Below are 25,410 nucleotides of genomic sequence, written 5' to 3' on the forward strand. Positions count from 1 at the left end.
TGGACTACCACTAGCAGCCGTGCCTATGAAGACTTCTGCTCCTGCGGCTCCGGCCCTGAAGAAAGTGCTGCGGCCCCTGCACCTGTGGGCCCTGGCCGTGGGCCTGGTGATTTCGGGCGAGTATTTCGGCTGGAACTACGGCTGGCAGGTGGCCGGGCCGGTAGGCTTTCTGGTGGCCACGCTGCTGGTAACGGTGCTCTACGTCACGTTTATTTTCAGCTTCACCGAGCTGACCACGGCCATTCCGCACGCGGGCGGGCCGTTTGCCTATTCCTACCGCGCCTTTGGGCCCCTGGGCGGCCTGGTGGCCGGCTATGCCACGCTGGTAGAATTTCTGTTTGCCCCGCCGGCCATTGCCCTGGCTCTGGGCAGCTACGGCCATTTCCTGCACCCCCAGGTGCCGGTTCTGGGCTCGGCGCTGGCGTGCTACGTCGTCTTTATCGGCATCAACCTGCTGGGCATCAAGGAGGCAGCGTGGTTTTCTTTGGTGGTAACGCTGCTGGCCGTGGCCGAGCTGATGCTGTATATGAGCCTGGTAGCGCCGCACTTTCGGGTCAGCAACTTTCTGGCCCACCCGATGCCCCTGGGGGCGGCGGGCGTGTTTGCGGCCCTGCCATTTGCCATCTGGTTTTATCTGGCTATTGAGGGCGTAGCCATGGTGGCCGAGGAAGTCGAAAATCCGCGCAAAACCATTCCCCGGGGCTACCTCTACGGCCTGGGCACCCTGGTGCTGCTGGCCTTGGGTGTAATGGTGCTCACGGGCGGCGTGGCCGACTGGCGCCGGCTGAGCACCATCGACTACCCCCTGCCCGAGGCGCTGGGTATCGTGCTGGGCCGCCACAGCCGCTGGACGCAGCTATTTGCCAGCATCGGCCTGTTTGGCCTGGTGGCTTCGTTTCACGGCACCATCATCGGCTACTCGCGGCAGGTATTTGCCCTGGCCCGCAGCGGCTACCTGCCCGGGATGCTGGCCCGGGTCAATTCCCGGTTTCGGACGCCGCACTGGGCCCTGGCGGCTGGTGGCGGGGTGGGCGCAGTGGCCCTGCTTACCGGCACCACGGCCCAGGTAATCACGCTCTCGGTGCTGGGGGCGGTGGTGATGTACGCCATCAGCCTGCTCAGCCTGTTTGCCCTGCGCCGCCGGGAGCCTCACCTGGAGCGGCCTTTCACTGCGCCCTTTTACCCCTATTTTCCGCTGCTGGCGCTGGCTCTTACGCTGGTGAGCCTAGCCGCCATCATCTATTACAACGGGCTACTGAGTCTGCTCTTCTTCGCGGGCCTGGGCGCCGCGCTGGGCCTTTATGTACTGCTGGGCCGGCACCGCCGCCCGCTGCCGGAAGATGCGCTGCTGGCCCCAGCGGAGTAGTGCAACTTACCGCCGCATCTTCATAAAATGCAGCTTCTGAAAACAGAGAAATTCAAATCATCAACCAAGAGCTAGAATCTACAGCTAGAGCTAGAGCCCCTCTCCCTTTGGAGAGGGGGTTGGGGGTGAGGCGACTACCGCCAGAGCCCAATCACTGAAACCCGCTGCCGCCATGCCCTACCAGCACACTATTCGCCAGCGGACCTACCGCTTCCCCGACCTAAAAACCCTGCTGGCCCGGGCCTCGCCCCTGCGTGCGGGCGACGTGCTGGCCGGGGTGGCCGCCGAAACCTACGAGGAGCGGGTGGCCGCCCAGCTCGCCCTGGCCGATGTGCCCCTGCGCACTTTTCTGCAGGAAGCCCTGGTGCCCTACGAGCAGGACGAAGTCAGCCGCCTGATTCTGGACACCCACGACGCGGTGGCCTTTGCGCCCGTGGGGCACTTCACCGTGGGCCAGCTGCGCGACTGGCTACTCTCGGAAACGGCCGATGCGCAGGCGCTGCAGCAGCTGGCCCCGGGCCTGACGCCGGAAATGGTGGCGGCCGTGAGCAAGCTGCTGCGCAACCAGGAGCTGATTGCCGTGGCCCGCAAGTGCGAGGTCATCACCCAGTTTCGCAACACGCTGGGCCTGCGCGGCCACCTGAGCACCCGCCTGCAGCCCAACCACCCCACCGACGACGCCCGGGGCATTGCCGCCAGTCTCGTCGATGGCCTGCTCTACGGCAGCGGCGACGCGGTACTGGGCATCAACCCGGCTACCGACAACCCGCGGGTGGTGCGCCAGCTGCTCGACATGCTCGACGCGGTGCGCGAACAGTACCAGATACCAACCCAGACCTGCGTGCTCAGCCACGTGACGACCACCCTGGCGCTCATCAACCAAGGCGCCCCGGTCGACCTCACGTTTCAGTCCATCGGCGGCACGGAGGCCACTAATGCCAGCTTCGGGGTGAGCCTGGCCCTGCTGCGGGAAGCCCACGAGGCCACCCTGAGCCTGCAGCGCGGCACCCTGGGCCAGCACGTCATGTACTTCGAAACCGGGCAGGGCAGCGCCCTGTCGGCCCACACCCACCACGGCCTCGACCAGCAAACCTGCGAGGCCCGGGCCTACGCCGTGGCCCGCCGCTTCCGGCCCCTGCTGGTCAATTCCGTAGTGGGCTTTATCGGCCCCGAATACCTCTACGACGGCAAGCAGATTATCCGGGCCGGGCTGGAAGACCATTTCTGCGGCAAGCTGCTGGGCCTGCCCATGGGCGTAGACGTGTGCTACACCAACCACGCCGAGGCCGACCAGGACGACATGGACACGCTGCTCACCCTGCTGGGCGTGGCCGGCTGCACCTACATTATGGGCATTCCCGGCGCCGACGACATCATGCTGGGCTACCAGTCCACCTCCTTCCACGACGCGCTCTACGTGCGCCAGGTGCTGGGCTTGCGGCCCGCCCCCGAGTTTGCGGCCTGGCTGCAGCAGCAGGGAATCGTTGACGAGCAGGGCCGGCTGCTGCCCGCCCGGTCCGAACACCCGCTGCTGGGAGCCCAAAGCTGGCGGTAGTCTGGGCCCGAGGGCGCTATATTGCCTGAATTCTACCCCGCTCCGCCGCCATGACCGCCCAAGACACCATCGACCAGCTGCACCTGCTGCCCCACCCCGAGGGCGGCTACTTCCGCGAAACCTACCGCTCAGCCGACAGCCTGACGACGAATTCGGGGCAGCACCGCAGCGTCAGCACCGCCATTTACTACCTGCTGGAAAACGAGGACAAGTCGCACCTTCACCGCATCAAGTCGGATGAGCTGTGGTTTTTTCACCAGGGTCAGGCGCTGGAAATCGTCTGTATAGCCGACGGGCAGCCCACCACCATCGTCCTGGGCCCGGATTTCAGCCGGGGCGAAGTACCGCAGGCCGTGGTGCCGGCCCACACCTGGTTTGCCGCCCGCCTTCAGTCCCAAACCGGCTACGCCCTGGTGAGCTGCACCGTGGCCCCGGGCTTCGACTTCGCGGATTTCGAGCTGGCCCAGCGGGCAGCCCTGAGCGCCGAGTTTCCGCACCTGGCGGGTCTTATCGAGCAGTTCACCAAGGCCTAAGCGTACTACCTGACAACCTGCCGACATGAGCAAACAGGCCCTGATTAAACGGCTAAGCACGTATTATCCTCTGGAAAGAGCACACGCTTTTTTCACGTTTCCGCTGCTGGCGGCTTACCTGTTCTTCCGGAACCCTCTCCCCGCTATTCTCTTCCTGGAATACGGCGTGGCCGTCTGCATTTTCATTCTGCTGCAAGGCCAGCACTACTGGAAGCTCAAGCTCTACCGCCTCACCAACCGGCCCTTTGATGCCCCGGCCAACCTGCTCTTGTTCCGGCGGGCCAGGCGCATTAATGTGGTGCTGATCCTCCTGATGCCGGTGGTCTTTTATGCGCAGCTGCAGCTAGCCGGGCACTTTCGGGCCATGCCCGACTTGTTTGGCTGGGCATTCCTGGCCAATGGTTTTGCCATTCTGGAGCATATCAACTACTACCACATCCAGCTTTCCATCGACAACAAGGCCGACGTGCGCTACGTGCTGCATCATAAAAAGCTCAAAACCGCCAGTCTGAAAAAGGACCTGCTGGAAAACGAGCTGTAGCGCGGGGCAAGCCGCGGGCCGCGGCAGAATGGCTAGCCGGGCCGGTTTTGCGTACACAGTTTACGCTCTATTCTCCCCGTAAAAGCCCCGCTATGTCCCAAGCTCCCGATTTACAGCGTTTCCTCAGCGCTCAGCAAACCGACTACGCCACGGCCCTGGCCGAAATCCGGCGGGGCCGCAAAACCAGCCACTGGATGTGGTATATCTTTCCCCAGATTCAGGGTCTGGGCTTCAGCGAAACGTCGAAGTTCTACGCCATCCGGGACCGGGCCGAAGCTGAGGCTTACCTGGCGCACCCGGTGCTGGGGCCGCGGCTGCGGGAAATCAGCGAGGCCCTGCTGGCGCTGCCCGGCTCCGATGCCACCCGCATCCTGGGCAGCCCCGACGATGTGAAGCTCAGGTCGTCCATGACACTGTTTGCGGCCCTAGATAACGCCGACCCGGTATTTCAGCGGGTGCTGGACAAGTTTTTCGGCGGCACCCAGGACGCCAAAACCCTGCAGCAGCTGGGGTAAAAACCGCCTAAACGATGTAGAGACGAATAGTTGCGTCTCAATCGTTGCTGATGTTGTGACAGCGCGGGTTCAGTCGTTCACCGACGAGACGCAACTATGCGTTTCTACATCCCCACCTACCAGCCATGACCGAGAACAGCCCGGCTTTGCCCCCGCCCAATCCGCCGCCCGACCCCTGGGTGGGCCTGCGCGCCTTTACCGCCGCCCGCATTGCCCTGGGCCGTACCGGTACGAGCGTGCCCCTGCGCGAGGCTCTGGCCTTCCGGCTGGCCCATGCCCACGCCCGCGACGCGGTATACTCCGAGCTGGAAACCGGGCGGCTACTGGCGGAGCTGTCGGCGCTGCAGCTCCCGGTTTGTCACGTAAAAAGCCAGGCCGACAACCGCCAGATCTACCTGCGGCGCCCTGATCTGGGCCGTAAGCTCAGGGATGAGTCCCGGCTAGAATTGCAGGAAATGGCCCCCGCAGCGGCTGATATTGCTATTATTCTGGCCGATGGGTTATCGGCTACGGCCCTGAACCAGCACGCGGTGCCCCTGCTGCAGCTGTTGCTCCCCAGGCTGCGGCAGGCGGGCTGTAGCCTGGCCCCGCTGGTGCTGGCCGAGCAGGCCCGCGTGGCCCTCAGCGACGAAATCGGGGCGGTGCTGCATGCCCGACTGGCCCTGATTCTGCTGGGCGAGCGGCCCGGCCTGAGCGCCCCCGACAGTCTGGGCGCCTACTTCACCTACGCCCCCCACCCCGGCCTCACCGACGAGGCCCGCAACTGCGTGTCCAACATCCGTCCCGAAGGCCTGGGCTACGCGGCCGCGGCCGAAAAGCTGTTTCTGCTGGTGCAGGAGGCCCTGCGGCGGCAGCTCTCGGGCGTGGCCCTGAAAGACGAAACCGGACTGCTGGAAGAGTAGCGCGAAGCGGAGCTTCGCGGGTCGTCGCTGACGGCCGCGCCGCCCGGCAGGGGCATGTAGCGCCATCCGTATCGTTCCCCACCTCGCGCAGTAGAACTTCGCGTTACAGGATTGGACGTAGCTTTGCGCTTTAGCCTTACTCATGGAAAGCACCTTCCCCTTCAAGATTTTCTCGATTCCGCCGGAAATGCGCGTGGAGGATGCCCAGTTCGGCATTACGGCCGACGTGGAGGCCGACCCGGCCCTGGAGGGCTATTTCTACCTGTTCGAGAAATATGGCTTCGGCGGCGGCGGCCCGTCGTGGGAAGAGCACATCAGCACCATTCTGGAGGAAGAGGCCCCCGAGCTGCTGGAGCACCTGCAGGACTTCTCCACCGACGCCCGTCTGCTGCTCTACGCCGACTCGGAAGCCACGGTGCGGGAGTTCATGCGCATCATCCTGCCCATCTTCGCCGATTTGGGCCGCCTGAACAAGTACTTCAGCCAAACCGATTCGAGCGACTTTTTTGCCTGAGCACCGCCCTACCCGACCGCTCCGCTACGCCATAGCAAAGCATCTTTACCGGCGCCGTTAGGCAGCAAATTAGCGGCGGGGTTCTACCCAGCGTTGCAGCAGCCACGCTCCAGCGGCCAGCACAGCCCCCCCTGCCACCAGGGCGGCTATTTTTGGCACTCGCGCAGGTACGGCAGCCGCTTCGACACGGCGGGCAATATCCCGCTGGCGGAATGGTTGCCGCCGAAGCACGGCCAGAATAAGCCGGGTAGTCTCGGCGGGCTGGTCCCACTGCGGAAAGTGGCCGCAGTGGTCGAACCAGTAGAGCTGGGCATCCGGAAACGCAGTCAGGGCCCGCCCCGCCTGCCGGGGCAGGCACACCCGATCCTGCCGGCCCCAGCCAATAACCAGGGGAGCCGGGATGCTGCCGGCCGGTGCCGGCTGCTGCTTTTCGCCGTGGGCCAGCTGGTCTAGCAGCTCCCCAAACACGGGCGTGTGCGCGAAGGTGTACATTTCATCCTGGGCCTGGTCGGCATCAACGGCCCAGGGCCGGGCCGAAAACTGCGGCAGCAGCACCGTGCGGCCCACCGCTGAGTTCATCAGGGCGGGCATAACGGGCTGCAGCGCCACGACCAGCTGCTGGGAAACAGCCACGGAATGATAGAAGAACGGCACTTCCCAGTCTTCCCAGAACCCACCGGGGTCCAGGGCCACCACCGCGCCCAGCACGCCGCCGCGACGGGCCAGCTCCAGCACCAGCCGGGCCCCCATCGAGCTGCCCACCGCGTCGATGCCCCGCAGGTGGTGCTCGGTGAGAAAGTCGGTCAGCGCGTCGGCCAGGGTGCCGGTGGTATGCTCCCCGGCCAGGGGCGGCGAGGCTCCGTGCCCGGGCAAATCCACGGCAATTACGTCGTAGTGGGCGGCCAGGGCCGCGAAAATCGTATTCCAGGAGCGCCAGCTGCCGCCGATGCCGTGAACCAGGAGAAGGGCCGGGCCGGAGCCGCCGCGGCGGTAGTGCAGTGCCATAGAATAGGAAAAAACAGGCTACCGGGCAGGTGGTGAGGCCACGGAGCAACGGGAGGGAGAACAGAAAAGGCGGGCAGCCCAGCGGCCCGGGCCGCAGGACTTTTACCCACCCGACTCCCGCGCAGCGCAGGAGTCGAAAGACATAATTTCCCATACGCCGCTCTGCACCCAGAGTTTATCCCGGTATCCATTATGCATCCTGCCGGCTCTACTCCGCTACGGCAGCTTGCTCCTACTGCCCCCAGGCTGAGCAACGAACCGCCACTCACCGCTCTAACCCGAGGAAACCTACTAGCTTCCCGGCATGATGGCGCAATTCACTCAGCTTTACCCCTTCGGCCAGATCCGCTATTCCCAAAGCACCTTCCTAGAGCTGACCACCGATACCGAAGTCCACCGTGTTGATTTTCGGGGTAAGCTCAGCGGCCGGCTCCAACGCAGTGGGCGCGCCGCTGTATCCTTCCACCACGAGCATCCGCTCCTGTGGGGCGTGCAAGGCCCCGCCGCCACCCTGCTGGCCCGTGCTACCCGGCGCAACCTTGAAAACCCCACCGCCCTGCTGGCCGCTATCCGCCAGGAGCTGCGGACTCAGGCCAGCGAGTGGTATGACTTTCCGGCGGCCTCCTGGACCATGTGGTGGCAGCGGCTGGTGGCCCATAACATCCGGCTCGACCTGACGCGCACGGGCGGCATCATTCTCAGCGGCGTGCCTATCCCGGTGGCTCAGGCCGTGGCCGCCATCTGCGCGCAGTACGGCGTGGAAACCTATGGGCATGAGCCCCGGGCGCAAGGACTTACTCCAGAGGGTCCGTATCGGCTGCTGCTTATCGGGCGCAGCTACGTTATTGCCCGCGAGTTTTTCGTCAGTACCCTTTGCGGGGGACCACTCGGAAAACGAGCCCGGGTTCGGCGCTTTACAGAGTAGTGCCTTTTGAAAATACTAGCAGAAGCTACTCCACCCCGCTCCTTTTCTGCCAGCTGCGCCGCTAGGTGCTAGCTGGTGCCAAGCCCGGGCCAATCTGGTGTTGCGCGAGCGGCCGCTACGCGAAGAAGCTAGGGAACTGGCGCGGCTATGGGACGCAGCCGGGGCGAAATAGCCCGCCGGGCAGCGGGGCTTGGCAGAATGCTTTATCTTGGCTCCGGGCAGCCCAACTCAATCCAACAGTCTGCCCGCTGCAAGTCGATGAAGTTTTTTGCCTGGATTCTGGGAATAAGCCTGCTTATCCTGCCTTTTCATAGTGATGCCCAGTCCCGCGGCCGGTCCCGGACTAAGGCCCGACCCCGAATCCGGCCCGCGGCAGCGGCCCCCACGCCCACGCCGGCCCAGTACTACCAGACGGCCTACCAGCACATTCTGCGCAGCCCCGAGTTTGAGGAGTACCGCCGGCCCTGCGTGGCCGTTTTCGACAGCCTCGTATTTCAGGACCTGGTCACGTTCAGCGACGCGCTGCGCACCGAGTGGCGTTTCCCGCAGACCTTTCCGCAGGTGCAGCTGCTGGATTCCCTCTTTCGCATGGATGAGCGGGCCGCCTACAAGCCGTCCTACTCGCCCGTAGTAGCCAAAATGACGGCCGCTTCCGGCGCCCAGAAGGACTGCAGCGTGGTTATCTTCTCCCGGCTGGGCAAGAACATGCTGCTGGCCGAGGTGAGCACTAATCTGGAAGGCGGGGCCCGGGTGCGCGACGTGCTGTCTACGGACAACAAAACCGTGCGCTACCTGCTGTTTTTCGGCCCTGACGGCAAAGTGAAGCAGTATTATACCAAGGTGCTGAACTATGACTGATTAGCTGAATTTACCACTGTAAATCAAGCAGATACTGCGCTGCCGCGTATCCTGAGACCATTTTTTGGTTCATTGTATCATTCCGGCAGGAAAGACCATATGTGTTGAAATAATAGGTACTCTCCGTTTTGCCGGAGCGCCTTATTAACAGACTTATATATGGGGCATGCGCTGTTTCACTATCATCATTCAAGCTAAAATAGCCTTTAGCAGTGTGGGCAAGTACCGCTTGACACTCAGCATTGCATTGAGTCCGCATACTATCTTGTTGATTACCTATTGCAGTAATGAGTGCGTAACCAGATTCACTTTGAATCAACCGTTTGAGCTTAGGGCCCTCCCTGCCAGGTCTTACGATGACGACCAGAACGTCCAACGCATATGTGCTTCTTTCGAAGTCAGCCATAATCTTGGCGAATTCTGCATAGCCGAGCGACATAGGTTGCCCGAACTCCTGGAAATAGCAGGTTGCAAGCGTTTCAGAGGAATGTGAAGCAGTGGGTATATGCATACAGGCTGACAAGGTCATTGCTATTGTCAGCAAAACAGAAATAGAATGCTTCATAGGGTAAGGATATCATTCCGGCCGCTAAAGTTAATTTTCTCCCCGACCTTCGGCCACCATTTTGCCGTTTCCGTTGTTATAACGGACTTCATAAACGACTACCCTTTTGTCTGAACAACCTACCTATACCGACCCTTACGCCCTAGAAAAAGAGCTGCGTAAGGTGCAGGCCCTCATGAAGCTCGAGCAGAAAGAGGACCTGGAACAGTTTAAAATCAAGAGTGCCCAGGCGACCATCGGCGAGCGGCAGAAGCGCGGCCTGACCTGGTACCCGGTGAAAATCACCAAGGAAGAAATCGGCTTCGGCGGCAAGCTGGTGCTCGAAATCGAGCGGCCCGCGGGCCAAGGCGGCCTGCACCTGTTTCAGGTCGGCAAAAACGCGGCTTTGTTTGGCAACATCCCCGGCCGCGCCGCCTCCGACCGCCCTACCCTATCGGGCGTGATTACCAGCGTGAAGCGCAACAAGATCCTGCTGGCTACCAACAAGGAAGACCTGCCCGACTGGGTCGACGATGCCAGCAAGCTGGGCGTGGATCTGACCTTCGACGAGGTGAGCTACCGGGAGATGGAGCACGCCCTGGGCAAGGTGATGGGCGCCTACGAAAGTCGCCTGGCCGAGCTGCGCGACGTGCTGCTGGGCGCCCGCCCCGCCCGCTACCGCGACGAGGCCGAAGCCACACTCTACTACCCTTCGCCCCTGAATGAGTCGCAGCTGGCGGCCGTGCGCCACGTGCTGGCGGCCAAGGACGTAGCCATTATTCACGGCCCGCCCGGCACCGGCAAAACCACCACCCTGGTGCAGGCCATCCTGGAAACCATCCGCCGGGAGCGGCGGGTGCTGGTGTGCGCGCCCTCGAATACCGCCGTGGACCTCTTGACCGAAAAGCTGGCCGAGCGGGGCGTCAACGTGATTCGCATGGGCAACCCCTCGCGCGTGTCGGATTTGCTGCTGCACCACACGCTCGACGCCCAGATTATGGAGCACAAGAGTTATGGGGAGCTGAAAAGCATGCGCCAGACCGCCGAGCAGTACCGTGAGCAGGCCGGCAAGTTCAAGCGCCACTTCGGCTGGGAGGAGCGCGAACAGCGCCGCCTGCTCAAGGAAATGGCCCACCAGATGCTGCAGGATTCCGACAACCTGGAACGCTACATCACCGAGGACTTGCTGGAGAAAGTGCAGGTCATCACCTGTACCCTGGTGGGCGCTTCGAACCGCGCCATTCGCCACCTGACCTACGAAACCGTGTTTATCGACGAGGCGGCCCAGGCCCTGGAACCCGGCTGCTGGATTCCGATAACCAAGGGCAACCGCGTGGTGCTGGCCGGCGACCATCAGCAGCTGCCCCCCACGGTGAAAAGTGACCAGGCCGCCCGGGACGGACTGCGCGAAACGCTGTTCGAGAAGTGCATCAAGCGCCAGCCCAACTCGGCCCGGATGCTGGAAGTGCAGTACCGGATGCACGAGCAGATCATGGAGTTCAGCTCCGGCCAGTTCTACGAAGGCCGCCTGAAAGCCGCACCCAGCGTGGCCCGCGCCGATTTGCCCGCCTACGACCTGCGCTTTGCCCCCGATTTGCCGGTGGAGTTTCTGGACACGGCCGGCTTCGGCTTCCAGGAGCTGGGCATCGAGGAAAGCCGCTCCATTGCCAACCCCGAGGAAGCCGACCTGCTGCTCAAGCGCCTCTCCCAGCTGCTGGAAGTATACGACCCGGCCGACCACACCGACGACTTGCTGACCATCGGCGTCATTGCCCCCTACCGCGCCCAGATCAACTATTTGAAAGACGCAGTGGAAGACAACGACGAGCTGGTGGGCCTCATGGAGCACCGCATGCTCAGTATCGGCACCGTCGACTCGTTTCAGGGCCAGGAGCGGGATATTATTGCCATCAGCCTCACGCGCAGCAACGCCCAGAGTGAAATCGGCTTCCTCAGTGACATTCGCCGCATGAACGTGGGCATGACCCGGGCCCGGCGCAAGCTGCTCATCGTCGGCGACTCCAGCACCCTGGGCTCCCACCCCTTCTATAAAGCCTTCCTGGACTACGTGGAAAGCATCGGCGCCTACCGCACGGCCTGGGAGCTGCAGTAATAGAGATGCTTCAACCGCTTAAGCTCTGGTGGCTTCTGCCTCTAGAGCTTGAGCGGTTGGAGTGCGGCGGTATTGGAGTGCGGGGAAACCCACCCGTGAATCGGCCGAACGTCGCTATTGTAGTACATACCACCCGGCAATTCGGAGATTGTCTGGTAAAACGTCGTGAAATAATAGCGCTCCGTCTTGGCATCGTAATGGCCGGTTCCTTCGCCAACTTGTTTCAGGCGGTGTTTCGGGTTAGTGCCGACATACACCAAAGCTAGTTTTTGCAGGGAATGCTGCTGGGGATTGAGGTGCATCTGCAGATAAAGTGCCTGCGTTGAATCACGCTTGCAGGTCAGCCTGGCTATATACTGGGTGGGCTGCGCTGCTACCGGGGCCATTTCCACCCCCTGGTAAGGCACCCGCGGATCCGGATCAGAGCTGTCGTCTTTGTAGAGTGTGGTTTCAGGACTGGAAGCGGTTGAGCGGCATTGGTTAAGCAGTAATACTGTAGCAGCCAGCATGACCATGCTTGAGAGGGCACTCATAAAGTAATCGGTAGGTATACGTAAGTGATACAGGGCACAAGTATAGCCAGAATCTACTGGCCCGGCCAGCCCGGAGGCGTGCTACGCTCGCCAAGAACTTTCCCCGTGCAAAACCCTGGCCCACCGCTGCGAGTATTTACACTTGCAATCAGCGCCGCTTTTTACCGGTCATTTCCGTAACTAGCCGCCCGAAACCGTTTTTTCACCCAACCCGGATACCTAATCCACCCCGAGTATGGCCCAGATCAGCCCCAATAAAGTCGTCACCATCACCTACGACTTGAGCGTGACCGACGAAAACCAAGAGAAAGTACTGGTAGAATCGGCCGAGGCCGACGCACCGATGGTGTTTCTGTTCGGCCAGAGCGGCTTGCCCGAAGAGTTTGAAACCCAGCTCAGCGGCAAAAACCCCGGCGACGCCTTCACCTTCAGCCTCACCCCCGAGCAGGCCTACGGCGACTACGACCAGCAGGCCGTCGTTGACATTCCGAAAAACGTCTTCGAAATCGACGGCAAAATCGACGAGGAGATGCTGCAGGAAGGCAACTTCCTGCCGATGTCTGACAACCAGGGCAACCACATGCAGGGCAAAATCGTCGAAATCGGCGCTGAAACCGTGAAGATGGACTTCAACCACCCCCTGGCCGGTATGGTGATGCACTTCGACGGCAAAGTAGCCGACGTGCGCGAAGCCACGCCGGAAGAGCTGGCCCACGGCCACGTACACGGCGAAGGCGGCCACCACCACTAAGATTTGGCTATTTGCTGATAATAGAAACGGGGCCGTATGGCCCCGTTTCTATTATCAGGCCTAACCCTTGCTTTTCACTGGCATACAATGCTACAGATTCAATTAGTTGTACAAGTAATATTAAACTTATATTACTTGCTGCAAGCTTTATGCAGCCACTTAAGCTTACGATTAGCAAACCGATGTAACTGCTAAACTGGTTCAGAAGCTTATAAGGAATTTAGAAGCAATTACATTTTTGAGATATGTACGGTTTTGGAACAGTTTTTTTCAGGATGCTTTACCAAACGTTCAAGAAGCTATAGTGAAAGCAATTAGTAATACAGGTTTAGATTTAATTTACAATCAAGCAGAAGGCACAATTGAAAGTAGATTCCCAAGCGCATATATAAATATAATCATTGTTAATTCAGACGGTTATGAAGTATCGACACCTAACTTAATTAGTAAGCCATATGCTTATCTTATGATTGCTGTTTTGCACGCACTCGTCGAATTTGGTGGAGTATATGAATTGAGAAGCAATAATAATGTTCAAAAATTAACACTGCCCAAATGGTCTTGCCTTTCGTGGAAAGACGCTAAACTACAAGTCTAGCAAAGCTATGTTGGTAGTATCAACTCCCCTATCAAGCAGACCAGTAAAAAGCAGAGTACTACATTATTCATGCTACCCGTCGAACATAATACGACTTTCCACCCCCGCCCGCAGTTCCGGCCAGAACTCCCGGAAATCGGCCTCGTACGCCTCTAGCTCCTGGAGAAACGCCGTCGCCCCGGTCACCAGCACCCCCGCACTCGGCACGCGGCGGCTTAGCCCGTGCAAGGCCCGCTCCAGGCCCTCCGGCCGGGCATAGCCGGTCAGCCAGTCGTCGCGGCGCATGTACTGAAACATGTGCTGCAGGCGCTCGGGCAGCTCCTCTCGGCGGGCCTGCAGCAGGGCGTACTGGCGCTGGGCAAAGGCGGGCAAGGATTCGGCGGGGTGAAACTGGGTGAAGTCGCGGGCGAGCAGGTGGTCGTAGCCTACGTCGGCCACTACGCCGGCCCACTTGCCCAGGCCGGCTGCGCGCAGGCGGGCCGTGCTGCGGCGCACCACCGGGTGCGAATCGGTGAAGGAGTCGATGAAGCGGTGCAGGCGGATGCCGCGCTGCACCGCTTCGGGGTAGGCCAGCACCTGGGCCCGGCCCCGTACGGCCTCGGCGGCAAAGTTGCCGACGACAATGTCCTCGTAGTCGGGCGTGGCGGCGGGAGTGCCGGAAAGCAGCAGGTGGGCGAGAAAGTTCATGCGTGAGGGGAAGTACGGCAAAATCCGGGGAGTAGCCCACTGGTTAAGCTAACCCGGGGGGCTACCGGACCGTACAGACAAACAAGCCGCTGGCTAGTATGGCGGCTTCTATTCTTTCCGTTCTTCCCCAAACACCCCTCTACCCATGCCTGATCAATCGCCCGTTACCAACGACCTGTCCAAGCTGCTCGATAAAATCAAAGACGTGCGCATCGCCATGCTCACGACCCAGGACGAAGACGGCAGCCTGCGCAGCCGCCCCATGTATACCCAGAAACCCGACGGCAGCAGCGCCCTGGTGTTTCTCACCGATAAAGATTCGGCTAAAGTTTACGAGGTGAAGAAAGACAGCCACGTAAACCTGAGCTACGCCACACCCGAAGACAACGTGTACGTGTCCGTGTCGGGCCGCGCCAACGCCTACCGCGACCAGGCCGAAATCGACAAGCTCTGGAGTGAGCCGATGCGCGCCTGGTTTGCCAAAGGCAAGGACGACCCGAACATCTACATCCTGAAAGTGGAAATCGAGAAGGGCGAGTACTGGGATACGCCCAGCAGCACGCTCACCCAGGTAGCGGCCTACGTGAAGGCCCTGGCTACCGGGGAGCGGGCCACCTCCGACGACGTGAACGAGCACGCCAAGGTGAACGTGAAGTAAGCTTGGCTACTTGCCAGTGCGAGAAGGGCCGGAAGCAATTCCGGCCCTTTTTTGTTGTTTTGCCAGCCCCCCTTTGGCGCGGCCTTCTCCACCTGCTTATTCCGTCCTTTTCTTGCTGACCACGCTCACTATTTTCACTCTGCGACCCGGCACTACCCGCTGGGGGCTGGCCCAGATGGGCACCGCGCCGCGCCAGCTGCAGCGGGTACCGGGCCTGCGTTTTTTCAAGATGCTGGGCAGTGGCTACGATTTCGGCCTAAAGCCCAACTTCCAGCGCTACGCCCTGATGGCCGTGTGGGAAACCCCAGCCGCCGCCGCAAGCTTCTTTGCTGCTCACCCGCTTTGGCTCAACTACCAGCAGCACAGCGCCGAAACCTGGACCCTGCACCTGGCCCCGCTCAAAGCCCACGGCCTCTGGGACGGCCAGAATCCCTTCGATTACCAAACCCAGACTGCCACAGCCGAGGGGCCGGTAGCGGTACTTACCCGCGCCTCCATCAAGCTCTGGAAAGCCCCACAGTTTTGGCGCGCCGTGCCGGCCACCAGCGCGGCTTTTGCCCAGGCCCAGGGCGTGCGGGCCGCCATTGGGCTGGGCGAAATTCCGGTGGTACGGCAGGCTACCTTCAGCGTGTGGGAGTCGGCGGCCAGCATGCAGCAGTATGCCTACCGCGGAGCCGCCCACAAAGGCGTTATTCAGCGCACCCGGCAAGAAAAATGGTACGGCGAGGAGCTGTTCGCCCGCTTTACGGTGCTTCGCAGCCAGGGCACGCTGGATGGCCGCAATCCGCTGGAAGGCTTGGTGTAAGCCCGGCGCCCAGGGCTGAGGTTAGCTCCCGATGGGGGCAGTCCGGGTGGTTGGCTGGGTTTTCAACGCCTGCTTCATTTCCTTTTCTTTCAGCTTCTTGCAGGTCAGCACCACCACGGCGTCGTTGCTCATGGCGTTTTCCTCGTAGCTCATGTGCACTTTCTTGCCGTTCCAGGCGTAGCGCTGGGCAAAGGCGCTGCTGCGGGTACCAGAGCCAGCCTTCTGCTGCAACGCCGCCAGCATAGCCCGGCTGTTGTCCAGCCCCTGGGTTTTGAGCAAAATCACGCTGAGCTTGCCCTGGTAAAAGCCGTAGGTAACGTCGGATACTTGCCCCTCACCCAGGGTTTTGGGCTCGGTCTTGCGGCGGTAGTAGCGCGTCTGCCCGGCTTTTTCGGCCAGGGCCAGGTCCCGGAAGGCGCTGGTGTCACTCTCAAAACGGGCGCCCCGGTACCCGTAGGTTTCATCTAGGGCCTGAAGGCTGGCGGGTGCCTGCTGAGCCAGCAGCGGCGCGGCCGTCAGCAGAAGCAGACCAGTTAGAGAGGAGAAGAGCTTCATAAAAGACAAATAGAAAGTAGAACAAAATGCCGGAAGTCGGCAATATAAAATCTACAGTACAATTTGCCGCATCTTTTATTTCTACCCGGATGCCTCCCAACCACCCGGCTGAGGCTGATTTTCGCTCAGGCCAGGGCGTGAATATGCCGGATAACGTCTTCGGCCGCGCCAATAGGCAGCTCCCCGAACAAGCTCAGCTGGGCCGCACTGATAATCTCCACGTCGGTGAGGCCGATAAAGCCCAGCAGCAGCCGCAGGTAAGGGGTGGCATGGTCCAGGCTGCTCCCGATTTCCACGGCCCCCGAAGTCACGACCAGATACACCTTTTTGCCGTGCAGCAGCCCCGTATAGCCATTTTCCAGGAAGGCGAACGTCAGGCCGGCGCGCACAATCTGGTCGAACCAGGCTTTGAGAGCCGCCGGAATACCGAAATTATATATTGGGGCCCCGATAACGAGAATATCCGCGGCCTGCACCTCCCCGACCAGCTGATCCGACAAGCGGAGCGCCTGCCGCTGCTCGGCCGTGCGCTGCTCCTGCGGAATATACAACCCGCTGATCATCACATCATCTACGCACGGAATTCCGGCCGCTACATCCCGGTAGGCAATACGCAGGCCGGGATGCTGGGCCACGAGTTCAGCCACCAGCTCGGCCACCAGCTTACGGCTAACCGATTGGTCGGTGCGGCCACTTGAGTTTACCACTAGGACGTTCATACAACAAGGGGTTTGGTGAAGGACAGGCAGCCGATTGAGCGTACGTAGTGGTGCGCTCGTAAATTGGTATAGCATTACCCTATTCAACACGTATTGCCTGTTCGCCCCTATTGCCTGCTGCCTCTAAACGCCCCAGCCCCTCCCGCAGGTGGGGCGGCCAGACGCTCCGGCAGGCTGCCCGGGCTGCCGTGCGCAGCCTGAATCAGCATCTATTTTATATAAATATATAAATAATAAATTAAACTGTTTCGTCAGCAGATTTACGGCTCCTGCTTTTCTCCGCCTGAAAATTCCTTTGAGGGCAAGACAAAATACCCGGCCCCGGCCCAATCTTATCGAGAATTACCCTTTCCCGGCATTTCCGCTTAATTTCGCCAGTTCAGAGCAATCCAACTAAGCAGACGCCCATGCCCGGCTATCATCCCCAGGATATTGAGAAGAAGTGGCAAGCCCACTGGAAAGAAAATAGCACCTTCAAGGCCGACAACCACTCGGAGAAGCCCAAGTACTACGTGCTCGACATGTTCCCGTACCCCAGCGGGGCGGGCCTGCACGTGGGCCACCCGCTGGGCTACATTGCCTCCGATATCGTGACGCGCTACAAGCGCCTGCAGGGCTATAACGTGCTGCACCCCATGGGTTTCGACTCCTTCGGCCTGCCCGCCGAGCAGTACGCCATCCAGACCGGCCAGCACCCCGAAAAAACCACCCGCGAGAATATTGCCCGCTACATCGAGCAGCTCAGCTCCCTGGGCTTCAGCTACGACTGGAGCCGGGAGGTACGCACTTCCGACCCCTCGTACTATAAGTGGACGCAGTGGATTTTCCTCAAGCTGTTCAATAGCTGGTACAACCTCGACACCGACCGCGCTGAGCCGCTGAAGACCCTGCTGGCCAAGTTTGCCGAAAACGGCAGCGAGGGTATCCGGGCCGCCGGCGACGAGGAGGAGCGCCACAGCTTTACCGCCGGCCAGTGGCAGACGTTCACGGAAAAGCAGAAGCTGCAGGCCGTGCACCCCTACCGCCTGGCCTATCAGCAGGATACCTACGTGAACTGGTGCCCCGGCCTGGGCACGGTGCTCTCAAACGACGAAGTAAAGGACGGCCTCTCCGAGCGGGGCGGCTTCCCCGTGGAGCGGCGCCTGATGCCCCAGTGGAATCTGCGCATCACCGCCTACGCCGACCGCCTGCTCCAGGGCCTGGACCACATCGACTGGCCCGAAGCCGTGAAGGAGATGCAGCGTAACTGGATTGGCAAGTCCATCGGCGCCGAGGTTACCTTCCAGGTGCAGGGCCACGACCAGGCCCAGATCAAGGTGTATACCACCCGCGTTGATACTATTTACGGCGCGACCTTCCTGGTACTGGCCCCTGAGCACGAGTTGGTGGCGGAATTGACCACGCCCGAGCAGCAGGCCCACATTCAGGAGTACATCGATGCCACCAAGCGCCGTTCGGAGCGCGACCGGATGGCCGACACCAAAACCGTGTCGGGGGCTTTTACCGGTAGCTACGGCGTCAATCCGTTCAGCGGCGAGCCGATCCAGATCTGGATTGCCGACTACGTGCTGGCCGGCTACGGCACCGGCGCTGTGATGGCCGTGCCCTCGGGCGACCAGCGCGACTACGTCTTTGCCAAGCACTTTGGCCTGCCCATCGTGCCGGTAACCGATGCGCAAAACATTGAGGAGCAAGCCGACCCGACCAAGGAAGGCCGCTACATCAACTCCGAGCTGATCAACGGTCTGGGCTACAAGGAGGCTACCCAGAAGCTGATTCAGGAGCTGGAAGCGCGGGGCATCGGCAAGGGCAAAACCAACTTCCGCATCCGCGACGCCATCTTCGGCCGGCAGCGCTACTGGGGCGAGCCCATCCCGATTTACTATAAGGACGGCGTGGCCTACGGCGTAGCCGAGGAAGATCTGCCCCTGGTGCTGCCCGAAATCGATGAGTACAAGCCCACCGAAACCGGCGAGCCGCCCCTGGGCCGCGCCAAGGACTGGAAGTACAAAGGCCAGTACGAGTACGAGCTGAGCACGATGCCCGGCTGGGCCGGCTCCAGCTGGTACTTCCTGCGCTACATGGACCCCACGAACAACGAGCGTTTCGTGGGCCAGGAAGCCGAGCAATACTGGCAGAGCGTGGACTTATATCTCGGTGGCGCAGAGCATGCTACGGGCCACCTGCTCTACTCCCGCTTCTGGCACCTGTTCCTCAAAGACCTGGGCCTGGTAACGGCAGCCGAGCCCTTCCAGAAGCTCATCAACCAGGGCATGATTCTGGGCCGCTCCAACTTCGTGTACCGCATCAACGGCACCAACACGTTCGTAACCCTGGGCAAGAAAGACCAGCACGAAACCACCGCCCTGCACGTGGATGTGAACATCGTTAACAACGATATCCTGGACACTGAAGCCTTTAAAAAGTGGCGACCGGATTATGCTACGGCAGAATTTATTCTTGAAGACGATGTCCGCTATGTATGCGGTTGGGAAGTCGAGAAGATGTCAAAGGGCAAATTCAACGTAGTAAGTCCTGATATACTGGTTAATCAGTATGGTGCCGATGCGCTGCGCCTCTACGAAATGTTCCTGGGCCCTCTGGAGCAGTACAAGCCTTGGAATACCAACGGCATGAGCGGCGTGGCGGGCTTTCTGAAGAAGCTCTGGCGCCTCTACCACCCCCAGGATGGCGACTTCGCCGTAACCGACGAAGATGCTTCGCCCGCCGAGCTGAAGGCCCTGCACAAGGCCATCAAGAAAGTGGAAGAGGACATCGAGAAGTTCTCGTTCAACACCACCGTCAGCGCCCTGATGATAACGGTGAACGAGCTGACCAGCCTCGACACGCACAAGCGCGTCATTCTGGAGCCCCTCGCCATCCTGATTTCGCCCTACGCGCCCCACCTGGCCGAAGAGCTCTGGACCAAGCTGGGCCACGCAGCCGGCTCCATCAGCTCGGCCACGTATCCCGAGTTCCGGGAGGAATACCTCGTGGAAGACACCGTGAACTACCCGGTGGCCATCAACGGCAAGGTGCGCGAAACCCAGCAGTTTGCCGCCGGCGCCACTGCCGCCGAAATCGAAGCCGCCGTGCGCGAATCCGGTTTCCTGGCCCGCTTTGCCGAGGGCAAGGAAGCCAAGAAGTTCATCGTCGTACCCGGCCGCATGGTGAACGTGGTAGTGTAGACACAATTTGGATCAATTGAAAAGGCCCGTTGGATAGCTCCAGCGGGCCTTTTCGCATGTTTATATCTGCGTATGTCATTGCGAGGAACGAAGCCATCCGTCCGCTGAAATGTGCTCAGCCCTCTACTGTGAAAAGCCCTAACGCCTGGGCAGACATTAGGGCTTTCTGGCTAAAGGGCAGGACTACCTTCGCAGAAGACGGATTGCCACGGCCTTTGGCCTCGCAAGGACAGGAAAGTCTTAATACGCGGCGGTGAAGCGCTGGCGACTGTGCTTGGGCTTCTCCACCTCGTCCAGAATCACCACGGCCAGGTCCTCGCCCGACAGCACGCACTTGCCTTGCTCATCAAACACCGGATTTTCCAGGCCCAGGCGGTAGTGGCCGGTGCGGCCCGTGGTTACGCCCTGGTGCATCTCGATGGCGGGGCTGAAGAAAGTCCAGTCCAGGGACGTATTCTGTTTCAGCAGGTTAAGGTAGTCGCGGGCGGCGGAGGCTCCGGGCTTGATGGCCTCGGGAAACTCGGGGCCGTCTACCAGCTGCTGCCCGCCAAGGTAGAGGCTGCCGGCCCCGCCAATGGCAATCAGGCGCTTCACCCCCGACTTTTCGGTGGCCGCTTCAATATCCCTGGCGCCCTGCAGAAAGTCGTGGTAGAGGTTGGGGTTGGTCCAGCCGGCGCTGAAGGCGTTGATAACCACGTCGTGCCCCGCCAGCTGGGCGGCCAGCTCGTCTACTTTATTCGCGTCGCCGGTGACGACGGTCAGATTCTCGTGCGGGGCGGCAAGCTTGGCCGGGTCGCGCACGATGGCCGTAACATGGTGGCCGCGGGTCAGGGCTTCGTGGAGCAGTTTCGAGCCAACAAATCCGGTGGCTCCGATGAGGGCAATTTTCATGAGTTAATAGGGTAAAATGAAAATGAACAACCCATTGTAACCATTATTGTTACAATTCAAGGCAAAAAAAATCAGCCAGTAAACCCGGCTTTCAACTGAATGTCGGTGGTGACCTGCTGCAGGGTAGCGCCGGCCAGCACCTGTTCCAGCGCCGTTTGGGCGCGTTGCAGCGTCGCGTCCAGCGCCGACTGAATGTTGCGGCCCACCGGGCAGGCCGGGTTAGGCTTATCGTGGATGCTGAACAGCTGACCTTCCTCCACCACTTCCACCGCGCAGTACACGTCCAGCAGGGAAATAGCGGCCGGCGGCCGAACCAGGAAGGTACCGCCCGAGGCGGGCCGCACTTCCACCAGACCGGCTTTTTTGAGCTGCCCCAGAATGCGGCGAATCACGACCGGGTTGGTGTTTACGCTGCCGGCCATACGCTCCGACGTCAGCAGCACGTCACCCTCCTGCTGCAGGGCCAGCAGGGAAAGCACGTGGACGGCGACGGAAAAGCGGCTGCTGATCTGCATGAAGAAAGTATCAAGAACACTCAGAAGACGTCTGAGCTTAGTAAGTATTGCAAAGATACATGTGTAACCAATACGGTTACAATATGGTTTAAAATAAAAGCGACGTAGCCCGGGCCACCCCGCTCTTGTGCGGCTGCTTACTCTTCTCCTCGCTCGGCTTCCGTGAGTTCCTCGCGGAGCTTTTTCGGCAGCGAGGCCCGTACTAAATCGTAGGAATGGTCGATCAGCTCGCGCAGCTGGCCGCCGGGAATGCCGGTGCCGACCAGTACCGTGTTCCAATGCTTCTTGTTCATGTGGTAGCCGGGCAATACGTAGTCGTGCTGCTCGCGCAGGTCTACGGCCCGCTCCGGGTCACACTTCAGGTTGATGCTGCCGAAGGTGTCGATGTCGGTGAGGGCAAAGACTTTGCCGCCGACTTTAAACACCAGGGTTTCGGGTCCGAAAGGGGTTTCTTCGGTTACGCCGGCCTTGAGCAGGCAATAGTCGCGGAAATCTTCGATGTTCATACGGCAAGCTTACGCAAAAAACGGCAAGCGGAGCCTGGATAACGCGTTTTGCCACCCTACGAGTGCGGCAGCAGCGCCCAGGTTCAGCTTGCCGGTCTTTCTATCTATCGGCTGCGCCGGGCTTACCGCATAAAGAGGCGGTAGAGCACCACGCACAGGCCAACCAGGAACATAGCCATGCTCAGCTTATTGATGAAGTGCATGGTACGCAGGTTGAAGTTGGTTTTGCGGTTGGGGTCGTTTTTACGGAAGAAATATCCGAGTGCAGGACCGAAGTTAAACAGGTTGCGGCCGTCCATATCAGTGGCTTTTGGTACAGAATCAAAACACCCGGCGGGGCAGAATGATTTGGCCGAAAGGTAAATAGATTCGGGAAACTTTGGGGGTAAGCCGGAGGTGCGCAGCTCGGTCTGGCTGGCAACCACAAAGGCCGGCCGCCGCTGCCCGGGCATTAAAGCCCAGATTAACAGCTCAGGCTCAGCCGCTCACGCCAGTGCAGGCCCGCCGGCAAGTCCAGGGAAGAGAATTCAAGATGCAGAACCCGGCGCTGCCGCTCACTGGTGCTCCGGCTCGAGGCGTGCAGCAGCAAGGGCTTCATCAGCATGGCGCCGCCCGCCGGCACCGGGCACGTCACCGCAGCCGGGGTGTGGCGGGGCAGCGCCGGGCCCGGAATCGGTCCTTGGCGGTGGGAGGCCGGCACCACGTGCAGCGCCCCATTCTGGGCGTCGCAGTCGTCGAGGTGCAGGCGAATAGTGCAGATATCCTCCAGCACGAAGCGCGGGGGCTGCACGGCCACGCCTTCGGCCTTGTGAGTCCAGGGGCCGAACCCGGGCAGATCAGCTTTGCCATCCACGCTGATCATCAGATCCTGATGCCAGGCCACAAACCAATTGGAGTGGGCCGGCTTGTCGAAGTAGATAGATTTGACCAGGTGGCAGCCCTGCGGAAACAGCACGGCCAGTAGCTGCGGCAGCTCAGAGGCCGCCAGAATGGGCCATAGGGCTGGAACTTCGCCTACCACGTTGCGAATGGCGAACAGCTCTTTGCTGTGCCGAAATCCGGCGCCAGTGGCCGGTGCCGCCGCTATGGCCGCGGTCAGCGCGTGCGTTTCGGCGGGGCGCAACACGCCGGGCAGCAGCGCAAAGCCCTGGGTCTGCAAGTCGGCAGCGGCAGTATCAAAGGGGGCGGGCATCAACGAAGGGGCAGTGTATAACTAGCTTGAAGGCGGAAAGCTACACCGGATTTCGTTTGCAACTTCACGGCAAGGCCCGCGTCGTTAGCCACCACTTTGTTTGACTCTCTCCCACTTCGTATGCCCAAAGCTCTCCTCACCTTTTTGCTGCTCGCGGCCGGCAGCCCGGCGGCCCGGGCCCAAACCAGCCCCGCGGAAACGGCGGCCGTGAAGAAGACCATTACCACCTTCTTCGACGGCATGCGCAAAACCGACAGCGCAATGATCCGCAGCACCCTGGCGCCGGGCGTGGTGCTGCACACCATCGTGAGCCGCAACGGAGCCATGCAGGTGGGCACCGAGCAAGTCAACGAGTTTCTGAAGGCCGTCGGCACACCGCACAAGGAGGTGTACGACGAGCGTATCACCTTCGAGCAGGTGCTCATCGACGCCAACCTGGCCAGCGTCTGGACGCCCTACCAGTTTTATGTGGGGCCCAAGTTCAGCCACTGCGGCTACAACTCGTTTCAGCTGGTGAAGCTGGCCGGGGGCTGGAAAATCGCGCACATCATCGACACGCGCCGCAAGGAAGGCTGCCAGTAGCGCCTCAAAATGCCGGAATGCGCCGCAGAGGCGTATCGTCTACTTTCCAGCAGTCCAGCTCGTATAGCTCGCCCTGCTGGTCGAGGTAGAGCGACACGAACACCGGCACGCCGTCTTCGTCCAGGAAGCGGGTGGCGGCAATTTTCTCGCCCAGCCGACGGTCGGTTCGGGAGTTGCTGAAGCGCAGGCTGCCGCTGATTTCGGCATCCAGCTCCGTCACCTCAATGGCATAAAGCTTGGCCAGCAGGTAGTCCTTATTGGGCTTATCCCGCAGCAAGAAGATGAGCAGGCCCAGCTCGGGCAGTTTTAGCACGCGGTTGACCATGGGGAAATTCTTCCTTTCTGATGCCTACTCATACGCAAAGCCGCCGGAAATGTGAGGGCTGAGCCACTGAGTCGGGCACCGCCTGGGCGACGCTTACAGTGCCAGAATCTGCTTGGCGCTGAGCTGGCCCAGGTGCGCCACCACCTGGTCGGCATGGTGCAGGTCCTGGCCCTCGGAATGCTCACTGCTGTAGCCCACGCAGTACATGCCGGCGGCTTTGGCAGCCGTGACGCCGTTGGCCGAGTCTTCGATGACCAGGCAGTGCGCGGGCGAGATGCCAGCCAGCTGGGCCGCGTGCAGGAAAATGGCCGGGTCGGGCTTGGACTTAGGGAAATCCTCGCCGCTGACCAGATTGTCGAAGTACGGGTACAGGCCAAAGCGCGTGAAGACGCGGGCAATGGTTTCCTTGGAGGCCGAGGACGCCAGCTGCAGCGGCACGCCCGCCGCGTGCAGGTCCTCAATCAGGGGTCGGGCACCGGGCAGCAGGTCCAGCTCCCGGGATTCGTCGAACGACTTGCCGAACAGCTCCCGCTTGCGCTGAATCAGGGTTTCCACGTCCTGCAGCAGCCCGAACTGCGCCTTCAGGTGCTGGTACACGTTGCGGGTAGACGAGCCCAGGAAGGTGGCGTACTCCTCACGCGTCATGGGAATGCCCAGCTCGGCGAAGTGGCGGAAAAAGGCGTCGTGGTGCAGCGGCTCGGTGTCAACCAGCACGCCGTCCATGTCGAAGATGACGGTTTGAATCATGCGAGAAAGTAGGTAGGCCGGCAAAGGTAGCGCATCGCCGGCGGGGCTAAGCGACTTTCTGCTGCGGGCTCTGCCAACCTTGGCCCTTGAAAAAACCGTAGTGCTGCTTTCCGGCCGGCTTACTTGTTGGCCGCCGCTACGATATCCGGCACTTCCAGCACGGGTTTGGGGTAGCCGTGCTGGGTTACATGCAGCATGGCCTGTCCCAGCTCGGCCAGCGTAGACACGTATTTGGACGTCAGCGTCCGCAGCACGGGGTAGAGCCAGCCGAAGTATTTGTAGTACGACAGCACGTGCTGCTGCCCCGGCGTGGCACGCAGGAAGCCGGGCCGGAACATAAAGGCCTGCTTGAAACCCAGGCCCAGCAGCTCGTTTTCCGTTTGCCCCTTCACGCGGGCCCACATGCTGCGGCCCCGAGCCGAGCTGTCGGTGCCGGCGCCCGAAACGTAACAGAACGTGAGGCCGGGGTTGCGAGGCAGCAGCGTCCGGGCGAAGTGCAGGGTTAAATCGTAGGTGAGGCGGCGGTATTCGGGCTCCTTCATGCCCACCGACGACACGCCCAGGCAGAAAAAGCAGGCATTATAGCCCGTCAGCTGGTCCTGAATGGGCGTCAGGTCGTGGAAGTTGTGGTGAATGATTTCGCGCAGCTTGGGGTGGGTTACGCCCGAGGGCTTGCGGCTGATGCTGAGCACCTGCTCTACGTCGGGATGGTTGAGGGCTTCGTGCAGCACCCCCTCGCCTACCATGCCCGTGGCCCCGGTCAGAATTGCGTTGATCTTCATGGGGA

General features: G+C 60.9%; 29 protein-coding genes. 15 read left to right on the forward strand and 14 right to left on the reverse strand.

Annotated features, from left to right (window positions below):
• The first annotated feature begins 25 nt into the window (after positions 1 to 25).
• From eat to LGH70_RS05980, 7 genes are all read left to right on the forward strand, one after another.
• Entirely contained in the window at positions 26 to 1,366 is a 1,341-nt protein-coding gene (eat, locus tag LGH70_RS05950) for an ethanolamine permease (RefSeq protein ID WP_226183621.1), read from the forward strand.
• Between the two features lie 172 nt (positions 1,367 to 1,538).
• Complete coding sequence (locus LGH70_RS05955; protein WP_226183623.1) at positions 1,539 to 2,921, forward strand: ethanolamine ammonia-lyase subunit EutB; 1,383 nt, start codon at positions 1,539 to 1,541, stop codon at positions 2,919 to 2,921.
• A 50-nt stretch (positions 2,922 to 2,971) separates the two neighbouring features.
• Positions 2,972 to 3,454, forward strand: a complete 483-nt coding sequence (locus LGH70_RS05960) for a cupin domain-containing protein (protein ID WP_226183625.1) — start codon at positions 2,972 to 2,974, stop codon at positions 3,452 to 3,454.
• Positions 3,455 to 3,479: 25 nt separating this feature from the next.
• Positions 3,480 to 3,995 carry a hypothetical protein gene (locus LGH70_RS05965; RefSeq protein WP_226183627.1) on the forward strand — a complete coding sequence of 172 codons (516 nt, stop codon included), beginning with the start codon at positions 3,480 to 3,482 and terminating at the stop codon, positions 3,993 to 3,995.
• A 92-nt stretch (positions 3,996 to 4,087) separates the two neighbouring features.
• Positions 4,088 to 4,510, forward strand: a complete 423-nt coding sequence (locus LGH70_RS05970; RefSeq protein WP_226183629.1) for a DUF1810 domain-containing protein — start codon at positions 4,088 to 4,090, stop codon at positions 4,508 to 4,510.
• A gap of 125 nt (positions 4,511 to 4,635) precedes the next feature.
• On the forward strand, positions 4,636 to 5,412 hold the full coding sequence (gene eutC / locus LGH70_RS05975; protein WP_226183631.1) for an ethanolamine ammonia-lyase subunit EutC: 777 nt from the start codon (positions 4,636 to 4,638) through the stop codon (positions 5,410 to 5,412).
• Positions 5,413 to 5,554: 142 nt separating this feature from the next.
• Entirely contained in the window at positions 5,555 to 5,926 is a 372-nt protein-coding gene (locus LGH70_RS05980; RefSeq protein ID WP_226183633.1) for a hypothetical protein, read from the forward strand.
• 69 nt (positions 5,927 to 5,995) lie between these two features.
• Here LGH70_RS05980 and LGH70_RS05985 read toward each other — a convergent pair whose 3' ends face one another.
• Complete coding sequence (locus LGH70_RS05985) at positions 5,996 to 6,931, reverse strand: alpha/beta fold hydrolase (RefSeq protein ID WP_226183635.1); 936 nt, start codon at positions 6,929 to 6,931, stop codon at positions 5,996 to 5,998.
• Between the two features lie 304 nt (positions 6,932 to 7,235).
• Between LGH70_RS05985 and LGH70_RS05990 the strand changes: the two genes are divergently transcribed.
• On the forward strand, positions 7,236 to 7,856 hold the full coding sequence (locus tag LGH70_RS05990) for a hypothetical protein (RefSeq protein ID WP_226183637.1): 621 nt from the start codon (positions 7,236 to 7,238) through the stop codon (positions 7,854 to 7,856).
• Between the two features lie 258 nt (positions 7,857 to 8,114).
• Positions 8,115 to 8,714 carry a hypothetical protein gene (locus LGH70_RS05995; protein ID WP_226183639.1) on the forward strand — a complete coding sequence of 200 codons (600 nt, stop codon included), beginning with the start codon at positions 8,115 to 8,117 and terminating at the stop codon, positions 8,712 to 8,714.
• Positions 8,715 to 8,724: 10 nt separating this feature from the next.
• Here LGH70_RS05995 and LGH70_RS06000 read toward each other — a convergent pair whose 3' ends face one another.
• Positions 8,725 to 9,279, reverse strand: a complete 555-nt coding sequence (locus tag LGH70_RS06000) for a hypothetical protein (protein WP_226183640.1) — start codon at positions 9,277 to 9,279, stop codon at positions 8,725 to 8,727.
• 106 nt (positions 9,280 to 9,385) lie between these two features.
• Between LGH70_RS06000 and LGH70_RS06005 the strand changes: the two genes are divergently transcribed.
• Complete coding sequence (locus tag LGH70_RS06005; RefSeq protein WP_226183642.1) at positions 9,386 to 11,371, forward strand: AAA domain-containing protein; 1,986 nt, start codon at positions 9,386 to 9,388, stop codon at positions 11,369 to 11,371.
• A gap of 41 nt (positions 11,372 to 11,412) precedes the next feature.
• Here the strand turns inward: LGH70_RS06005 and LGH70_RS06010 are convergent, their stop codons facing one another.
• Positions 11,413 to 11,904 (reverse strand): hypothetical protein, encoded by a 492-nt coding sequence (locus tag LGH70_RS06010; RefSeq protein WP_226183645.1) that lies wholly within the window; start codon positions 11,902 to 11,904, stop codon positions 11,413 to 11,415.
• A gap of 235 nt (positions 11,905 to 12,139) precedes the next feature.
• On the opposite strand from LGH70_RS06010, the gene LGH70_RS06015 reads away from it, so the two are divergent.
• Positions 12,140 to 12,655, forward strand: coding sequence for an FKBP-type peptidyl-prolyl cis-trans isomerase (locus LGH70_RS06015; RefSeq protein WP_226183646.1), 516 nt, complete (start codon positions 12,140 to 12,142; stop codon positions 12,653 to 12,655).
• 670 nt (positions 12,656 to 13,325) lie between these two features.
• Here LGH70_RS06015 and LGH70_RS06020 read toward each other — a convergent pair.
• The gene (locus LGH70_RS06020; RefSeq protein ID WP_226183648.1) at positions 13,326 to 13,940 is read right to left on the reverse strand and encodes an acyl carrier protein phosphodiesterase; all 615 of its coding nucleotides are present in this window, start codon (positions 13,938 to 13,940) and stop codon (positions 13,326 to 13,328) included.
• Positions 13,941 to 14,085: 145 nt separating this feature from the next.
• Between LGH70_RS06020 and LGH70_RS06025 the strand changes: the two genes are divergently transcribed.
• Positions 14,086 to 14,598, forward strand: a complete 513-nt coding sequence (locus LGH70_RS06025; RefSeq protein ID WP_226183650.1) for a pyridoxamine 5'-phosphate oxidase family protein — start codon at positions 14,086 to 14,088, stop codon at positions 14,596 to 14,598.
• A gap of 112 nt (positions 14,599 to 14,710) precedes the next feature.
• Positions 14,711 to 15,403: a spheroidene monooxygenase gene (locus LGH70_RS06030; RefSeq protein WP_226183652.1), complete on the forward strand. Its 693-nt coding sequence runs from the start codon at positions 14,711 to 14,713 to the stop codon at positions 15,401 to 15,403.
• A 21-nt stretch (positions 15,404 to 15,424) separates the two neighbouring features.
• Here the strand turns inward: LGH70_RS06030 and LGH70_RS06035 are convergent, their stop codons facing one another.
• Both LGH70_RS06035 and LGH70_RS06040 read right to left on the reverse strand, forming a co-directional pair.
• The gene (locus LGH70_RS06035; RefSeq protein ID WP_226183654.1) at positions 15,425 to 15,958 is read right to left on the reverse strand and encodes a hypothetical protein; all 534 of its coding nucleotides are present in this window, start codon (positions 15,956 to 15,958) and stop codon (positions 15,425 to 15,427) included.
• Positions 15,959 to 16,083: 125 nt separating this feature from the next.
• Positions 16,084 to 16,677, reverse strand: coding sequence for an FMN-dependent NADH-azoreductase (locus LGH70_RS06040; protein WP_226183656.1), 594 nt, complete (start codon positions 16,675 to 16,677; stop codon positions 16,084 to 16,086).
• A gap of 407 nt (positions 16,678 to 17,084) precedes the next feature.
• On the opposite strand from LGH70_RS06040, the gene leuS reads away from it, so the two are divergent.
• Positions 17,085 to 19,865: a leucine--tRNA ligase gene (leuS, locus tag LGH70_RS06045; RefSeq protein ID WP_226183658.1), complete on the forward strand. Its 2,781-nt coding sequence runs from the start codon at positions 17,085 to 17,087 to the stop codon at positions 19,863 to 19,865.
• Between the two features lie 240 nt (positions 19,866 to 20,105).
• On the opposite strand, the gene LGH70_RS06050 is transcribed toward leuS, so the two are convergent.
• The 5 genes from LGH70_RS06050 to LGH70_RS06070 form a co-directional block, all read right to left on the reverse strand.
• On the reverse strand, positions 20,106 to 20,756 hold the full coding sequence (locus LGH70_RS06050) for an NAD(P)-dependent oxidoreductase (RefSeq protein WP_226183659.1): 651 nt from the start codon (positions 20,754 to 20,756) through the stop codon (positions 20,106 to 20,108).
• Positions 20,757 to 20,827: 71 nt separating this feature from the next.
• The gene (locus LGH70_RS06055) at positions 20,828 to 21,271 is read right to left on the reverse strand and encodes an Rrf2 family transcriptional regulator (RefSeq protein WP_226183660.1); all 444 of its coding nucleotides are present in this window, start codon (positions 21,269 to 21,271) and stop codon (positions 20,828 to 20,830) included.
• A gap of 137 nt (positions 21,272 to 21,408) precedes the next feature.
• A complete protein-coding gene (locus tag LGH70_RS06060; protein WP_226183661.1) occupies positions 21,409 to 21,777 on the reverse strand; it encodes an MmcQ/YjbR family DNA-binding protein in 369 nt (122 codons plus the stop codon).
• A 122-nt stretch (positions 21,778 to 21,899) separates the two neighbouring features.
• A complete protein-coding gene (locus LGH70_RS06065) occupies positions 21,900 to 22,076 on the reverse strand; it encodes a DUF6728 family protein (RefSeq protein WP_167856268.1) in 177 nt (58 codons plus the stop codon).
• A 164-nt stretch (positions 22,077 to 22,240) separates the two neighbouring features.
• Positions 22,241 to 22,969 (reverse strand): phytanoyl-CoA dioxygenase family protein, encoded by a 729-nt coding sequence (locus tag LGH70_RS06070; protein WP_226183662.1) that lies wholly within the window; start codon positions 22,967 to 22,969, stop codon positions 22,241 to 22,243.
• Between the two features lie 120 nt (positions 22,970 to 23,089).
• Between LGH70_RS06070 and LGH70_RS06075 the strand changes: the two genes are divergently transcribed.
• Positions 23,090 to 23,551 (forward strand): Cif family virulence factor, encoded by a 462-nt coding sequence (locus LGH70_RS06075; RefSeq protein WP_226183663.1) that lies wholly within the window; start codon positions 23,090 to 23,092, stop codon positions 23,549 to 23,551.
• A gap of 4 nt (positions 23,552 to 23,555) precedes the next feature.
• On the opposite strand, the gene LGH70_RS06080 is transcribed toward LGH70_RS06075, so the two are convergent.
• The 3 genes from LGH70_RS06080 to LGH70_RS06090 all read right to left on the reverse strand — a co-directional run bounded on the left by LGH70_RS06080 (position 23,556) and on the right by LGH70_RS06090 (position 25,405).
• Complete coding sequence (locus tag LGH70_RS06080; RefSeq protein WP_431357417.1) at positions 23,556 to 23,876, reverse strand: DUF6984 family protein; 321 nt, start codon at positions 23,874 to 23,876, stop codon at positions 23,556 to 23,558.
• Positions 23,877 to 23,969: 93 nt separating this feature from the next.
• On the reverse strand, positions 23,970 to 24,623 hold the full coding sequence (locus tag LGH70_RS06085; protein WP_226183665.1) for an HAD family hydrolase: 654 nt from the start codon (positions 24,621 to 24,623) through the stop codon (positions 23,970 to 23,972).
• 119 nt (positions 24,624 to 24,742) lie between these two features.
• Positions 24,743 to 25,405 carry a Rossmann-fold NAD(P)-binding domain-containing protein gene (locus LGH70_RS06090; protein WP_226183666.1) on the reverse strand — a complete coding sequence of 221 codons (663 nt, stop codon included), beginning with the start codon at positions 25,403 to 25,405 and terminating at the stop codon, positions 24,743 to 24,745.
• Between the last annotated feature and the right edge of the window lie 5 nt (positions 25,406 to 25,410).

It is taken from the genome of Hymenobacter nitidus, from assembly GCF_020447315.1.
Lineage (GTDB): Bacteria > Bacteroidota > Bacteroidia > Cytophagales > Hymenobacteraceae > Hymenobacter > Hymenobacter nitidus.